This window comes from Olsenella sp. KH1P3 (assembly GCF_900167315.1).
GTDB lineage: Bacteria > Actinomycetota > Coriobacteriia > Coriobacteriales > Atopobiaceae > Olsenella_J > Olsenella_J umbonata_A.
The window spans coordinates 28,736-46,377 of the sequence record NZ_FUWQ01000007.1 but is presented as its reverse complement, the minus strand read 5'-3'; the positions used below and the strand labels follow the sequence as shown (position 1 = coordinate 46,377).

General features: G+C 56.5%; 3 protein-coding genes (1 of these 3 cut by a window edge). All 3 read right to left on the bottom strand.

Features of this window, described 5'->3' with window-relative positions; genetic code table 11:
• Positions 1-845: 845 nt before the first annotated feature.
• Positions 846-3,389, bottom strand: a complete 2,544-nt coding sequence (locus B5D13_RS07995) for an ABC transporter substrate binding protein (protein WP_078687801.1) — start codon at positions 3,387-3,389, stop codon at positions 846-848.
• Positions 3,390-3,440: 51 nt separating this feature from the next.
• Entirely contained in the window at positions 3,441-5,345 is a 1,905-nt protein-coding gene (locus B5D13_RS08670; protein WP_159444013.1) for an InlB B-repeat-containing protein, read from the bottom strand.
• Positions 5,346-5,800: 455 nt separating this feature from the next.
• Positions 5,801-17,642: the end of an InlB B-repeat-containing protein gene (locus tag B5D13_RS07985; RefSeq protein ID WP_159444012.1), read on the bottom strand. 22,856 nt of this gene lie beyond the right edge of the window; only the last 11,842 of its 34,698 coding nucleotides appear in the window; the start codon falls outside the window, past its right edge — the gene reads right to left on this strand; the stop codon is at positions 5,801-5,803.

Below are 17,642 nucleotides of genomic sequence, written 5' to 3'. Positions count from 1 at the left end.
GCTCACCTCCAAACACAATCCTTGCAGGTTGGCAAAACACGCCAACATATAAATAGGATGCAACCGACGGGCGCATTTGGAGTATGAAGTCGGTAACTACCCAAAGGGACAAAAGACACAAGAGTAGTATTATTTATCATACTAACACTAAATTAGTCACATTTACCAGAGCCCAATTGCGATGCCGAGGAGCAACGCCTTGGACAGCCGACGAACGGCATGCAACTCAAGGCGAACGTAGGAACACAACTCAGAATGCACATCCGCGATACAAGAGCCAAACGAGTGTCGGCGAAGCTTCGCGACCTTCAAATTGCAATCAGGATGCTGAGAAGAAACTCTCGACCTGACCCCGAGGCTTCTCTCCCCCGCCGGTCTCTTGCGGTGGATCAGGCACCGCAAGAGAATATTGCGAGGCTATACGAGCGGCCGCGTTGAAGCAGTCCCTCAGGCCCACCTCCCCGACACCGTATCGACCACCGCCCATCCGCCTGCAACGAGCACGCAATACAAGCACGCAACACATAGGAACACAACGCATAGAAAATGTCACTTGACGAATCGCATGCAGGAGAACATGAGTTCAATCGAAGAAAAGAGTGTATCGACAGACGATTCTAATCGACAGCGGATTCGCCCCCCCAGAGAGAATGGCCAAGCCGCCAAAAAGCCAGAGAGCCAGAATGCCGGAAAAAGGCGGTTATGAGGCACGAAAAACGAGCCATTATAAGGCGTTTTAAGGCCCTAGAATTTTTAGAATGGGTAATACGACCTACAGCAAATAACAATTGGCCGGCCCCAAGAATCATACTGAGGCCGGCCAACTATATATATGTAAGAAGAATCTACGCGACAGTCTTGGGATCGAATGCGCCAGCCTCTGCAGAAGGAAGCGGTCGGGCAAAAAAGTAGCCCTGGATAATGTCGCAGCCCAATCGTTTGCAAATCGCGTATTGCTCCGCAGTCTCAACGCCCTCCACGATGATCTTCTTATCTATGCCGTGGATTAGTTGGGTAAGGTGATCGATGAAGTCTTCCTTACCAGGGACCATGTAAGTATCAACCAGAGACTTATCGAGCTTAACGTACTCAGCTGGAGTGGTCGCCATTCTATAGAGCGAAGAATAACCGGTTCCAAAGTCATCGAGCGCAAGAGAAATGCCCATTTGTTCAAGTCTGGAAAACAGTTCTTCAGCAAGACCTTCGTTCTCGAGCATCATCGATTCCGTAATTTCAATCTTGAGATAGCGCGGTTCAACGTCATACTCGCGAAGTAGGGACTCAACGAAATCGCAATAGGTTTCGTCGCGAAGCTGAGCAGCCGAATAGTTAATTGAAACGACCTTCATTTCGCGACCTTCGGCACGCCAGGCAGCCTGCTGCTGGATCACCTTCTTGGTAACGATGCGATCGATACTCGAGACAAGACCAGCAGCCTCAGCAACCGGAATGAATTGATCGGGAAAATACGCGTTGTCCTTTAGTCGAACAAGAGCCTCATAACCGTAGACGGTCTTGTCGTAGGTGTTCACCTGGGGCTGGAACAAAACGACGGGACTCTCCTCCGCAATCGCACGCTTAAGATAGTCTGTAATCTCAAGCTTTCTCTCCATGTCACGCTTCATCTGTTCGTCATAGAAGAATACCGAGTCGCCACCACCGACCACCTTGGCATTACGAATGGCGAGGTCGACGCACTGGACAATAGAACTCTCGTCCATCGACTCATCCCAATTGGCAACGCCGTAGCTTGCCTCAATGTCGAGAACGGAATCGCCAAAGGCAACCTTCTCGGCAAACACATTCATTATCTGAACGAGAAGAGCTGATTTCGGTTCGACGCGTTCACCCAGAACAAGGATGAACTCGTCGCCAGCAGAGCGCACAAGAAGCTTGGAGTCAATTTCACTCAGGCGCCTACCAATCTCTTTCAGAACATAGTCGCCGCAGTCATGCCCGTACGAGTCGTTGATGTCACCGAAGTCGTTAAGGTCAATACTCACAATCGACTGAATTGAACCGTCCTTCTCGTCATGCAGAAACTGCATGAGAGCCTGCCTATTGGGAAGATCAGTAAGGATGTCGTGAAAGAGACGGTACCTGAGGTTGTTGCGAGACTCAAGAATCTCAAGAGAATCACGAAGGCTGCGAGCATAGCCGATGTACGCAAAGGCCAAAATGAAAGTTACCGCAAGCAGCAGGAGGAACACCGGGAACAGAATCGGCCTGACGGACTGCCAGCTTATGCCATGCTCGTTAATCATGATTGCGTCTACGGGCACGTCAGACTTATCCAACCCGAAGCGATCCAAGACCTTCGCATCATATATATATGATGGGGTGGCATCCGTTACGAGGGGCAGGTTACCAGGAAGCTCCCCGTTTAGAATCTGAATGCACATTTCTGCAGCTTGTGCACCTTGCTTTTCGTAATCGACAAAACCTGAGCCACAAATTCCCTCGCCTACGCCACCGATGCTGTCGCGAAACACGGGGCGCGAGCACTTCTCGGCGACATAGTGAGAGCTCTCGTCGAGCGAGTAGACGTTGCCGTCAGCATCCTCGTAAGAAGCAAGGTGAATGACGATGGTGTCGTCACCAACGTTGGAAAGACGCTCTCCAAGCTCGTCGTGCGTAAGCTCTGACGTATTCACGATGTTGAACTCAAACCCGCTGAACTCGGACTTGAGAGATTCAAAAGTTGAACAAGAGCCCCTGCCGGTTGAGGTGTTGTCCACAATGGCGAGGAACTTGTTTGCGCCTGGAAGAAGAATCGATGCTGCGCGCATAGTATCGGCAAGCGAGCTGTTCTCATATATTCCGGTCTCGTAGCCCGACTGGGTCGCCCGGGTGGCATGGTCAAAATCGTTGACGCCAAAGAATACGACGGGAAGGCCCCTAAACAAAGTGTCGTGGTTCTGCTCGACGAAGGTAAGGGCGTCGTCATCGGCGCAGATGATGGCGTTATAGGAATCGGACGACGAGATCTTCTCGGCCATCGTTCTTTTCCAGGCATCATATGCCGGCGAGCCAACCGGATAGGCCTTGGTGTCCATATACTCGACGTCGACCTCAACCCCGCTGCGCTTCATGTAGTCGAGAACGCCCTTGCGCTCGTACGGTACGGTAGCGTGGGAATCGTCGTAGCTCATGATGAGAAGGACGCGCGCCTGGCCCTCCAATCGGATTACCTCATTCGCAACGGTCTCAACCTCAACCTGATGGTTAGTGTTTTGGTTTAAGAGGAACATGCCGATAACGGCGCAAACCGCAGCCGTCAAAAAGAGCGAGATGCGCAGGATGTGATAGCCCACGCTACGCTTCTTCTCGTACTTCGAGGAATCAGCGGACGATTCGACGAACTCCGAGTTGTTCATTTCGGCAGTCATGACTACCCTCCCGCCATCAATAGCCACTCGCGATGATGCACGTGAGAGGGGCTAATCTTGCTCGTCATTAGTATTATCGTCCCCAGAGGAGGCCGCGCGACGACGTTTACGACCAAAGATGCTGGTCAGACGGTCAACCGGTCCCCGACCGGCCGCCTTCGCTTCTGCCGCAATTTCGGCAAAAATGTCAGCGAAACCACTGGCTCCCGTAGCTCCAGCCGCACCGGCGACGGCGGCGCCGAGCGCAGAGGCGCCGACGCCAGCCAGCGCAGCAATAGTTCCGACGGCAGTCACAGCCGTAACGACCGAGCCCGTGGCGGCGACTGCCTGCGCCGAGGTCATATTGTTGAGAGAAGGGAACAAGCTCTGGTCCTCAGAGGCGCTGCTCAGAGGCTGTGTAACGATAGGGCTCTCAAGCTCGGGAAAAACAACCTCAGACAGAGGCTCGACAACAGGTGTCAGAACACTCTCAATCGTTTCAATAATCTTGCCAGGAATAGCTGGAGTGACAGAATCGTCCTCCACAACAGGAGAAGCAGGCTCGACAGGACTATTGGGAACGATAGGAGTAACAGGGCTGACTGCCTCATACATCGCGTAGAGGTTAAGCACCCCGCCGTCACTGTCAACAAGAGCGCCCCGTGAGATCAGGCCATTAATCAGGTCTCGAGAAGCAGAGGAACCAGGGGCGAGATATACACCGGAACCATCCGGAGAAGTATTCCAACCAATGAACCGCATTGAACCAGAAGAAGGGCCGGAAGAAGAGAAGGACCCACCCGATTCGTAAGAAAGTGAACTCGAGCCAATTCCGGAAGAACCCGAATGATAGTTCACGCCATACACGTTTGAGGAAAAACTCGCAATAAACAGCAGGTCGGACCGAATCGAAGAAGACCCCATTGCAGCGTTTGAAACTGAACGAGCATCAAGCGAGCTTATGATGGAGCGGGAGGATCCGCCCCCAAGAAGAGAGGATACGTCCTTCTCCCCCGCCCGCACCGTCCAGCCAGCGAAGTGGAACCCCGTGTTTGCAACGGCAGCAACGTCGTAGCCGTTGCCGTAGCCACTCATGTCAGAGCCAGAAACTGCGCCGATCTTCTGGGAAAAAGAGCTGGTAGAAGAAGAGATACCCGGGCTCACCGTAAGGATGCCGTTATCGCCGCCCTGAAATAGAAGAGAGACGGAAGACTCCTTCCACTGTGCGTGAAGTACGAGCGAGAGGGTCGCGCCTGTCGTAGTGAAGGCCCCTCGCGAAAGGAGTTGGGAAAGGACCTGGGGAGAGATGCTCCCTCCCTCGTCGAAGTGCATCCCTCCAAAGGGGTCACTCGCCGGATCCAAAGCCACGTCCCAGCCGGTAAAGGAATAGCCATGCCGGACATAAGGATTAGAAGGAACGACTACCGAGACGCCAAAGGAAGAGACTGCAGAATAGTCGATACCAGAGCCCCCGTTGGCGGCAGTCTGAACAGCAAACGAATCAGGACTAAAACGGGCAACAAAAGAGCAGGTCGTTGGCCAACCGTCGGCAGGTCTAGCCGGCGTAAAGCCCAGCTCACTGGAGACGAGATTGCCTGACGATTCGTCATACCATCCGTCAAACCGATATCCGGCACTGGGGCGAGCCGTAACGCCAACGGCCGTGCCACCAAGATTTGAGCTGAAGAATTCAGTCGAGCTACTGGACCATGTTGACGAGTTATTAGACCTGAGTTGGCCACCAGTGCGAACGGAATACGAAATCGTTGAGGGATGAGAGCTGACGATGCTAGCAACTTGCAACAAGTTGCTAGCAGAATTGGCACTCAAATTGCTATCAGCATTTTCATCTGGCACACCACCATTGCTAGCTAGCACGATTAGCTGGGAATTATTGCTGCTAGCAGTAGTTTGATGCAGTCCGTCATCAGCTCCCGTGACTTCAACGATCGACGCGGAGTCGGTGATTGAGTCCATTATTGATTCATCGTCGTCAGCAGCGATATCGCTCGAACGGGACGAATCCAATGCGGAGTCACCGATACCGAGCCGCCCCTCAGGAGCCCCTTGGCCAAGACTGGGCTTATCGGAAACTACGCCATCCGTCACAGAGGACGCCCCAGGAAGCCAAGACCCGCAAGAGTCATTGGCCACAATAGTCGCGATGCCGTCGGCCCCAGCTGGGCAGTCAACTGAATAGTCTCCGCAGTCGGATGGAAGACGATCTCGTTCCGAGGCGGCATTGGCAGCATCACCTTGCACTGTATTATCCACAGCCGCCTCGATACCGAAAGCGCAGGTGGGCATTATGAGAATGCGGACGAGAAACAGGGTGACGAAGAGGCAGAGTGTGAGGAGGAAGCGTCGAAATCTATCGACGCTTCCCTCCCCCGTTGCTATGTTGGGTTCAAACAACAACGTCATACCCCATCTCAAGTGCTTAACAGCCGCAACTCATCTGAGTCATTGCGGCGAGAAACGACGACAAGGCGCGCATCATAGCCACTGTCAGGCTCATAATCTGTAGTCCGTTCCGCAAGAGACTCGGAGTTATCGAGACGGGCTTCCAAACATTTCGAGGTAGAGCAACCAACTCCCGTCTCATAAGATATTGATTCGTGCCATGCAAACGAGTCAAAACCACCACAAGACAGTTCATCGGACACTTCGACCAAATCCAACCTCGAAGCTACGGTTTCCGCCTCGGATTGAACCGTAAGACTCCCTCCAACGTCATTCGATTCACTGTCGCCGCCCACGTCGCTCACGGAATGGATGATCTCGTCGCCAGAAGCCATCGATGAACCAGATGCACCAGATTCAAAATCGACACACGCGCCTTCGTAATCCGAGAACTCATCGCCCTGACTTGTTGAAGCAGTGAGGGCAAATGTTGGCGGAAGGCCGCCATCACTCTCAGACGTCAAAAGAGACGCAACCGCAAGCGAAGAAGCACTCAAGCTTGTAGTACTCAACGCACCTGAGGGGATATACTCCCAGAGAGCGTAAACGGTCATCGTCGATCCGTTGTTCTCGTTGGCGAGAGGAATATCGCCATACATAAGCGTTCCTCCAGTCGCCGGGCAAAGCAGGGTTCCTGCACCATCCCTCTCGGAGTACCAACCCCGGAAAACATAGTCCGAGTTGCTCGAAACTGCCATCGGGGCCGTATAGGATGTATCCCAATACAAATTAGTCCTGTCAGGAACCGATGAGCCGACCGCACCAACCTCATACTTAATGGTGTACTTGTAGTTTGTCCAAATGGCATAAACGGGGAACGGACCCTCATCGCGGTCGTCAACCACTCCATCACCGTTAGTATCAAGGGCAGTAAGATTGGCGCCCGTAAGGGTAGTGGCTAGCTTAGTGATGATGTCGCCGATAGTCATCGAAGTATCAATTGTTTGGCCAAGCGCCCTTTTCGTAGCCCACTTGGAGAATCCATAGCCCTTGCGAAGAGTAATGGGAGAGGTAAAGGCCTTTGTCCAACCAGAAGTGAACAGTTTTACGTTAACCCCCCGGCCAGTTGAATCAGTCGCAGCGATATCCGTCCCGTAGCCAACAACGTACTCGATATAGTAGTTGCGCTTTGTAAACCTAGCGAAAACGTCTACCTCAGTCTTAGTGGTATCCCCGCCGCAAAGCGTTGCGATGGTATCAGTGGCAGTCCACTGCGTACCTCCTAAGACATTTTTAGTGTTAAACCAGCCCTTGACATACTGGCCAACGCGCTTCGGACCCACACCGTTTGCAACATATTCGTCGTTATCCTGGAATTCACGGAAATCAAGACCCGTGGGGTCGCTGTCGGTGTAGTCGATAAAGAAATCATTCCAGCTAAGAATCTCGCTATGAACGCGCTCGCCAGAGTACGAAGTGGGTGTTCCACCGACGTTAATTGTTGTCGTATATCCAGTCGAGGCAGTCCAGTCAGTAACGGAGTAGTAGTTCACCTTAACCTTAATCTCAACCCAGACCGCATACAGCTTGTTAGGATTATCAAGATCCGGAATGTCAGTGATGGCCGCAGGGATGGTAGTACCAGCCTCCCAATCCGTCTTGGTCGTGCCCTCGGGCGCAAGCATCTTCCAATAATCCCAGGCGGAGCCACCGTCGGGATCGGGGACTGCCGTACCCTGGACGAACACGGCAGTGTTAGTACCATCGAACGACCGGACATTTCCAGAAGCGTCAACATTGGTCATCGTAAACGTGCCTGACGTCGCATCGTAGTAGTAGAAGGCTTTGGTGCCCGATGCAAACGTGATGATGAATGCATTGGTTCCGTAGTCATACTGCATCTCGGGCGGTGTCATGCTCGAGTCGGACGTCCAACCAAGGAAGCGATAGCCAGAGCGCGTGGGTATGGGATTTGTCGTTGTACCGTCGCCATACAGGGGGTTGGCCTTTTCACCGACAACCCAATCCGAGTCCTCGTACTCAAGCTTCTGAGTAGGAACGGTGGGATCACCAGGGTTGAGACCCGGAAGGTCCTCGGTGCTGTAGTAAATGAGCTTGATCGGGTTTGGCTTCCAGACGGCGTAAATCGTTTCGGCATCGGCGAAAGCCTTGATGGTCGCCCCGGGAGTCATTGCCGTTCCATAGTCGTCCTGCTCATCAGAAAGCGTGCCAAACGCGCCAAAGTCATACGAGGTCTTGGACGGGAAGTAGTTCAGGAAGTAATCGACGTTCTTCGTGAAGCCGACGAGCGTATATCCGTTACGCGTAAGCTCCGACGCCGTGGGGAGGACAACGTCGTCATCCGTCTTGAGGTGGTTAGCGGCCGATGTGCTAGAGGTGTCCTTGTACTCAATCGTCGCGCGATACGTGTCGGCGGGCGTGGACGTGAGATGAGCCGTGATGTAAGGCGAAAGAATATTACCGTCAGTGATGGCCACACCATTCTCGTCATTGGGATGCGCGTTGATGGTAAGCGTGGTGTCACCAGGCTTCCAGACGGGATAGAGGTTCAGGTCACGTGCGGGCATCTTCAGGGTGGCACCAGCGTTGAGGAGGACGCCATCTATGGTGTCAACGGTAGTCGACCCCTTCGTCTCGCTCCAACCGTCAAGGTCATATCCCTTACGGATAACCTGAGCCGAGGTCGGAAGCACAATCGACTCGCCCGTGCGAGGACCGGGTGTCGTAGGAGTGTGCGGGAACGGATACTCGCTGACCGCGGAATCATCGCCGAACGTGGTATAGCCAGGAGCCCAGTGACCGGTCTTCTCGACAAACGGAGGATCAACATTGGCGGGGACAACCGTAAGCTTGAACTCGTCAGCGATGTAGTACACGTCAAACGAAGAGCTTCCGTCGGCCGCAAGGCCAACGCCGCCCACGGTCGTGGCGCTCGTGTAAGGCGTACCAGTCTTGGGATAGTTTCCGCTGGCCGAGAATGAATAGCCCTTATAGTTTCCAGTGCTTCCGTCGACGAAGGTGTATCCGGTCGAGCTCGAGCCGGTAAGCTGGGCAATCGAGGGATGGCTGGCCGTCTTAGCACTGCCGTCAAGGGCACCGCCTGCAACATAGCCCGTTCGTCCGTAGATCCAGACGTCGGTCTTGACGTCATTGCCGTCACCATCGATGAAGTGGTAGGTGACCTTGTACGAGGTGTCCTCGGCCTTCCAGACCGCATACAGCGTCAGATCGCCGGTGGTCGTCCAAGAGGCACCGTCGGCATAGGCCGTGCCCGAGCCGTCATCCTTGGTGTTCCATCCCTGGAAACTGTATCCAGCGCGGGTGGGAGACACGGGAACGCCGATGGTTACGGAGGTGTTAAGGATAATGGACTGGGTTAGGATGGGCGTGACATTACCCGTGGACGTGCCGTCATTCGCGTAGTACTTGATGCTATAGGTCTTGTCCTGTACCAGGAACACGCGAAGGATCAGATACTGAGTCGGGTCTCCCACGATCGTGCCGCTGGTGACGGAAGAGAGCGGCGAAATCGTCGCACCGGTGTTGTTGACGACGGCAGTAGCCGTACCCGCGGCAGGGTTGCCGGTGTAAGAGTAGGTGACGTACTTGTACAGGCCGGGATACGTCGTTCCAGAAACCCAGTCGGTATCGGCGGTATCCAAGTGGTAGCCCGTGAAAGATGCGTCAGACCCAGATGTAAGGGCGCTGGGGACGTTACCCGTCGAGCCAGTAGGCCCAGTGAGAATTCGAACCTCCCTCGGACCAGTGCCATTCACGACGAAGTTGTACCCTCCGCCAACCTTGTCGACCTTATCGACAACGTAGATCTCGATAAAGTAGGGCGTGTTGGGGTCAGCCTCAAATACGGCGTACAGCTTGTAGTCATCGCCATAGAAGATATGGCCGCCAGTGGCATCGTAGATGTCGTAGATGCCCCTTGCGTTGGGTTCAGGCATGAAGGTCGAGTAGCCGGAGTCCGCAATCGTCCCCGAGGAGAAGGTGTAGTCGACGTAGGCGCCGGTTGCATCACGATACTTCCAACCCTTGAACTTGTAGCCAGCAAGAGGTGTGGCAACGGCGCCGTAGATGTTGGAGCCATCCGAGTGCTTATGCGTGACGGGGGCAATCATCTCATCAACCGCATTAGCCTTCGAGGCGCCAGTGCGGTTGAGGGCAACGGTGCCGCCAGTAGTATTCATGACCTCGTATTTGATAACAAGGTTGGGGGCGTCAGGCTCGAACACGGCATAGAAGGTAAGGTTGGTCCATGGAGAGCCATAGCCCTTCGCGCGCATGTCAGCCGCAGTTATCTGGGCGTTTGTAGTAATGAGCGTCGAACGCGTCGGACCCTCGTACCATCCCACGAAGTGATAGCCGTAGTTGGCCGACTCGTAGCCGCCGCCGCTCTTGAGAGGCCTGCCGTCATTGGGGATGACAAGGGCTCCCTCGGGATTACCGGACATGGTGGCAACCGTCTCAGCAGGCCAAGGCGCGGGAACGCCAGATGTCTTGGTAAGGTCCCTGATAATCTGTCCACCCGAAGTGTCGCCCGCAGTGCTCTTGCAGTACGTGACATACGAGATGGTAGCGTTACCCTCGTCACCCCAAATCGCGTAGAGCGTAATGGTACCCGAAGCGCTACCGGGGACGACATATGTTCCGCCAGGAGCGAACTGCGGCGTCCTGGTGATGACGTCGGCGGGGTTGTCAGACCACCCAAGTAGGATGTATCCAGTTTTGGCAATATCACCGAGCTTGGGAACGGTGACGTTGTCACCGGTCGTCACGGTGAGCCCGGCATCGGTAAAGTACGGGCTGATGCCGTCGGCGGGACTAACCGTCACGGGGTTAGTTGACCAAGATCCCCCGCTCTTATCAAAGAGTAGCGTGAGCGTTTGTGCCTCGTAGATAGCCTCGAAGTACCAGGAGCGATCTTGCAGGAGTGTGGGCAGAGGATCGCCACCCCATACGCCGGCAGCGCTGTAAGTCGCCGTGCGATCGACGGCAATCTGCCCACCGAAACCATCGTTGATGTATTCCGTCCAGGTCCAGCCGGCAAAGCGCCAACCAGGCTCAATCCCGGTAGGAATGTTTGTCGATGCTCCATGGAAATACAAATTGCCCGGCATGGGGTTGCCCGCAACCCACATGTCATTAGCGCCAAACGAGGCCCCGGAAGCAGGAAGGGTTGCATAGGCAGCCGTTGAGGGGTTAGAGCCATCGGGAGTACCGCCACGGAAGAAGGCGCCAGAGGAGATCATGGCAAGGGCGGTAGGACTCGCGGCGTTTGATCTTATGACATTGTAGTAGCTATACGGACCCACGGGCCCAAAAGCCACCTCATTGAGCGGGTCCCAGACGGCCGGATCGCCATGCAAGCCCGAACCCCAAACGACTTCATCTACGTCAGTCAAACCCCAACGAGCATAGAAGGTAGTGTTGCCGGTTAGAGTCATGGACTTGGGGCCTTGGGGAAGGGTAAAGCCCTTCCTGATGACCGTCCCGGAGGCATCCGTGACCTCGTAGCGCCAACCCTTGAGCTCGACCATGCCGCTTGACGGAGTCGTGACGACGTCGTTCATGACAATGGGGTCACCATACTTGCCAGAGTAGCTGACACCGGTGCCCGTGACCGTACCAGCAGGAGCGGTACTGCTGAGGTTATCCTCAGCATACGGGGACTCCGTAAAGAGCACGTCGAAGTCGGCCTTCTCCCACGTTCCTGTGAAGGCGACGTCTGCGTTGGGCATTATGAACGTGTAACCGCCCGCACCGTCGTCAGTGAGGGAGACGCTTCTTGTGGTCCAGCCAACGAACTTGTAGCCCCTCATGGTCGGCTTGGGCTGAACGTTATATGTGAGTCCATAGGCCCCGTCCTGTCCACCCATGGACTGGTAGGGATCGGCCATGGGCGCACCAGGAATGTCGTTGGTGTACCTGTAGGTAATCTTCCAGACGTTGCGCTTGTAGAAGACGGAAAGCACTAGGCTGCCGTCGGGGGCGATGGTTCCAGACATCGTGGAGTATGCCTCGTTGTAGGTGAAGCCCTGGATGTCCGTCCTGGGAGTAGCCGTGACGGTGTCTCCGTTGGTTCCCTGGTGGGTCTCGCGAATCGCCTCGTACTCCTCGAAGCCACCGGTCGTATTCTCGAGGAAGTGCTTGACAGTGTACTTCACGTCATCCGCGAGGCCGAAGTGGGCGATGTAGTTAGCGCTGACGTAGATGTACCTGCGACCGTCTCCGAACAGAACCGCTCCGGCGGCGTCATCCATGCCGGACTTCTTGGGAATGAAGTAGGCATCGTAGAACTTCTCGCCGTTCTCGTCCTCCCAGTAGAGGAACTTGTAGCCGGGTCGAGCGTAGGCGATCGAGCCCGTCGAGATGCCGGTTGCGGGGGCGACCTTCTCGCTCGAGCGCGAGACCCAACCCCAAGAGGAGTTGTCCGGCTGATACGTGAGCGTAACGTCGTCGTTCTCGGCAAACACCGCCGTGTACTCCATGGGAACGTACACGCCGTCAGGCCCGACGGTCGGAACGAACAGCGGAGAAGTGCCAACGATATCGCCGTTCTCGTCAACCCAATGCACGAAGTGATACCCATACGTCGCAATGGCCTGGGAACCGGTGATAAGGCTGTCGTCGTTGACATGCTTGCCCGTAACGGCGCCGATGGTCTCAGCGTCGACCGTGACGTAGTTGTAGGCGCCGGGGTTGGAGGAGACATACGAGATGGTGATGACCTCCTCCTTCCAGTGCGCGTAAAGCGTGGTCTCGACACCGGGGAGATAGTAGAGCTCACCCGCGCCGACCACGGCGTCTCCGTTAGCGGAAAGCGACCAGCCGTCGAGCACGCGTCCAGGACGCGAGACGGAGAGAGGTCCAGGTGTCGAGACCTGGGTGAAGGTGTACCCCTCGACGTCGTCGAGGATGTTGGGCGAGGCGGGAGAGCCACCGTTCGGGTTGAAGTGCAGGAGCGTCTTGAGAGGAGCCCACTGAGCCACAAGCGTGTAGTTGCCGTCAAGGGCGTTGGGAAGCTTGGGGTTGCCCGCTCCATCAGGCCCACCATAGACGATGCCATCCTCGGTACGAAGCCACCCGGCGAACATGTAGGCGTCGCCCGTAGAGGCAGGATAGCGAGTGAGCACAAGGGGGCTCGTTCCGAATGCGCCCGCGTACACGGGGAAGGCGCTTCCGGCGTCAAGGTTCGAGAACTTGGTAGTCCCCTCGCTGGCCTCAATGAAGTCGCCATGGGCGCCGTTCATGAACACGACGTCGTACAGCGGCATCCAGCGAGCCGTAAACGTCGTCTTGCCGAGAATTGAGACGTTGATGAGGTCGGAGGTCGAGACGGGCTTATCGCTCTTGAACGTCCTGCCCTCGTCGTTAACCATGACCCAATCCCAGCCAAGGAAGCGAGCCTTGTTGGGAACGACACCAATGGAGCCGGACCCATCAGTGATGACGGGACCCTCACGATAGGTGACGCCCTGCGTAATAAGCGATGAGGGCCCGCTCACGGTGCCAAGGCTGTCGTCCTCGCTCACGAAGTTCACCGTGTAGGAGGCAAGCTCCCAGACCGCATAGAGCGTGACGTTCCACTTGGACGGATCCGGGTCCTGAGCACGATCGAATATGGCGGCGTCAGCCCACTCGACGGGAGTCGAGGTGTGGGTATCGACGTATCCGTCGCCATTGGCGTCGCTCCAAAGCTGGCGCACCGTCGACCAGCCCTTGAACACGAAGCCGGTGACCGCATAGGTGTTTTTCTTGAGCTGAGAGCGACCGTCGAAGCTCATGGGCTGGTCAGGCATGGAGTCGGGATAGCGGAGCGTCTCGGTAATGGTCGGAATTGAACCATCGACGCGCGGAACGTTACCGTCAAAGTGGACGTAGTAGTGAATCTCGCCCCACTGTGCGATGAACGTGTGGCCCTCGCCAACCGTCAGTCCAATCACCTCGGAAGGCTGGTAGTATACTCCGCCCTCCTTCCAGCCAATGAACACCCACTGGTTGACGTCGGTCGACTTCGGACGGCCCCAGGCGTCAAGGGGTCCGCCAAACGCGTAATCGCTCACGGAACCCGTGGGATTGGCGTGCGGGTAAATGGTAACGCCCTGATCGCTCGGCTGATCGGCGGTCCAATTGCCGTGCTCGCCAGGCAGGTACTCGACGGTACGTGCAGCGCTCCAACGGGCCACAAGCGTCGTGGGTCCGTAGACGAGGAACTCAGAGAGGTCAGTGGTGAGGGTACCGGTGACCGTAGTCCCGTCCTTTGTCATGGTGTAGTCCCAGCCGGAGAGGTAGTAGCCGTCCTTCTCGACGATTGTCGCGGTGTCACCGGTAGGATTGTGGCCCCAGGAGACAATCTCAGGACCATAGGGCATGGTTACGGAGCCCTTGTCGGAATCCGACGTCTTCGAGGTGAAGATTACCTGGATGTCCTCGGGAACCCAGAGCGCATAGAGCTTCACGACGTCACCGTCTCCGGAGGCGAGGTTATTGACGACGTCGCCATCCAGGAAGGTCGCCGCCTTGTCGGTCGGCGAGAGACCCCAGCCGAGGAAGTGCCTGTGCTGGAGGGTGTACTGGTTGTCCGGAAGGACAGTGGGGGTGTCGTAGCTAGTCTCGATGGGAAGCATGGATCCGCCAACGAAGTAGGTGGCGTCCATCGCGTTCTTCTCGAAGATGATCGTGTACTTGTGAGCCTTCCAGTGCGCGTAGAGCGTGAGGTCACGCGCGGGCATGACAGCCGTCCCGCCAAGCGCGTACTGCGGAGTGTCGAGGTCCTTGTGAGAGGCGTCGGCCCAGCCGTCGAGGTCGTAACCCGTGCGCTCGTAGCCCTCGCGAGGAAGGCTGATGGTCTGACCCACGCCATAGGTGGAACGCGGGATGGAGCCCTTGGTGGCTCCGTTACCGTCATAGATGACGTCATACAGGTCAACGGCCCACTGAGCGTAGAGGGTGACGACCGCGTTGTGTCCCGCGATGAGGTTGCGGACACGCTGGTAGTTGTCATAGTGCGTGCCGGACCCATCGGGCGCGGTGTTCCAACCAGCGAAGCGATAGCCAGGATAGTACATCGAGGTGTTCTTGGTGAGGTTCTGCCAGACGTCATAGACGAAGGCCTGCTCGGGAATGGTTCCGATGCCACCATTAGCATCGAAGCGGACGCGGTAGGCGTCAGGCTCGAAGTAGGCGTAGAAGACGAGGTCAGTAGCCCATGCCTCGACCAGGGACTTGGAGGGCTGGTAGAGGTCCGCGGCCCCGACCGTACGGCCGTTCTTATCGGTCCACTTGAGCAGGTGGTAGCCCGTCCTGGGCTGCGCCGTGGAGCCGACGGCGACGCTCTTTGTGACGTTGACGTCCTCATAGTAGACAGTCAGCCCGCCGTTTCCGACGGCGACGTAGGTAATGCGAACCGTAACGGGCTTCCACCAGACATGGAGGGTTATGCCGCTGATGGAGTCGTCAACCGCACGGCCCGCCTTGGCGGCATATGTCTCAACGATGTCGCCGAAGGACATGGAGTCGGTTACGAGGAAGTCGACATCGGGATTGTACTTCCCGTCGTTGTCGACGTCATAGAACCAGCCACCGTAGATGTAGCCATCGGTCGAGGGGTCAGGCGAGGGAAGAAGGTTGGTGTCTTCCCAGACGACGCCCGCCTTGTCGACAATGTCGGCGGCGATGGGATCGCCCTGGTGCGTGGTGTCGTACGAGACGATGTAGGGAACGGGCAGCCACATGGCATACAGCGTGATAGTCTCACCCGCCATGGTAATGGTGTCGCCCGGATTGTAGACGATGGCGAGCGGGTTGACCGGATCGGTGGCCCACCCCTGGAATGTATAGCCATAGCGTCGCACGGCATCCGCGGAGGGCAGCCCGTCAACAGGGGCCTGCTCGCCGACCGCATAGGGCTTGACGACGAGGTTGCCCGCACCATCCTTGTTCATGCCGCTATAGTCGGTGCCGGTCCACCAGCCACCGTTCGTGGAGAGATAGAAGAACCTCTCGGTATTGGTCGTAGCGGCCCAAACGGCAGTGAGGGTCCAGTCCCTTGCGCCCTCGCGCGGACCCTGGCCCATGTACCAGGGAAGGGACTCGGTCGACCACATGTGGCCGTACTGGTCGATCCAGCCGATGAAGGTCCAGCCGAGGCTGCCCTTGGGGTTGCCGATATTGTTCGGATTAGTGGTGGCATCATCAATGTCACCGGCGTAGAGCGGGAACGTATCTCCCTCGTCGACATCCTCAAAGAAGGTGACGTCCCTCTCCCCCGCCATGAACAGACCATGCTCACCCGGGAAGTACATGACGGTGTATTGGAGCGCCCAAACGGCGTCAAAGACGACGTCACCCTCGACCACGACGGTCTTCGGGTCACGCACGACCCCATTGAAGACGGTGCCGTCAGCCATAGTCATCTTGTAATTCCACGCAGCAAGCTCATAGCCAGCTGCAGCACGGACGCGAACGTTGGACATGGTCGGCTGCTCCTGGAAGCTCAGAACCTCGTTGCCCGAAGCCTCGCCGTGAACCGTGTCGGTCGTTGTGTAGATGACGCTATAGGAGGTCGGCCTCCACAGCAGGGTGAAGGTGGTGTCGCCCCAAATCTCGAGATTGTCGATGGAGACCGTGATACCCTGTCGCTCGTACCAGCGGTTGGCCGCGATTTCGGCGGCAGTCACGCCGGGCATGGCAACCCTGCCCCTCGTTGTCTTGCCGCTATCGTCAACCATGGTGTAGTTGAAGGCGTAGGGCTCCCAACCATTAACGGCAGTGTAGTTGATTGCCGAGGAATCCGTCCTGGCATACTGGCCGTTCTTGACCTGCTGGTCACCAGCGGTGATGGTGCCGCGCTTGTCGTTTTCTGTCTCGAAGTGAACGATGCGCGGCGTACGACCCCAAACGGCAGTCATGACGGTATCGCCAAAGATCTGAAGCTCTCCCGCCCGCTTGTAGTCAACATAGCCCGTCTTGGTGGTTATGGCCCCCGTAACGGGATCCTCCATGGTCATAACGTAGTTCCACCCAAGGAGCTCGAGGCGGTTGCTGGCAGGAATGGCCTGAACGAAGGAGGAATCGAAGTCGACACAGCGACCATAGATAACGGTCTGAGGCGACGGCGACGCGGTGACGATACCCTTGGACGCGTCACTCGTCTCGAAGGTGACGTCAAAGTCCATACGACGCCACACGGCGGTGAACACGGTGTTGCCGTAGATGTCGATGGACGACGGGTTGTCGGTTATGCCCTCAGACGTGGCAGCAGTACCATCCCAGTTAGTCCAGTCGTAGGTCGTGACGTACTTCCAGTGGTCAAACACGTAGTGGTGCGGGTCAACGCTGGGGTCGGGGTCAACCGTGTTGTAACCGTACTTCGAGGACGGAACCCTGTCGCCCGTGAGAACGACCGTATCGTTGCCAGTCACCAAGCCCTTCTTGTCATCCGTGTTAGCAAAGCTGACGACATGACTCGTAGCCATCCAACGCGCCTTGAAGACGACGTTTCCGGGCAGCCAGAGGATGTTGAGGAAGTAGTCACGGTTGCCAAGGGTACCCGATCCGTAGACGGCATGACTCTGGGTGCCATTGTCGTAGGTAATCGTCGCCTCCCACTGCCAGATCATCCAGCCGTCCTTGGGGACAACGTTCTTGGCGTCGTTGTTGGAAACCGTCGATCCGTAGATGCGCCTCATGGTCGGCGTGTCAACCGTGCCCTTTTCGGGCTCGGTCGAGATGAAGTCAATCGTATAGAGCGTGTGCTCCCAACGCGCGAACATGTAGATGATGGCGCCGTCCTGCCCATTGTTGAGGTTGGACACGACCTCCATGTCGTCGTAGGTC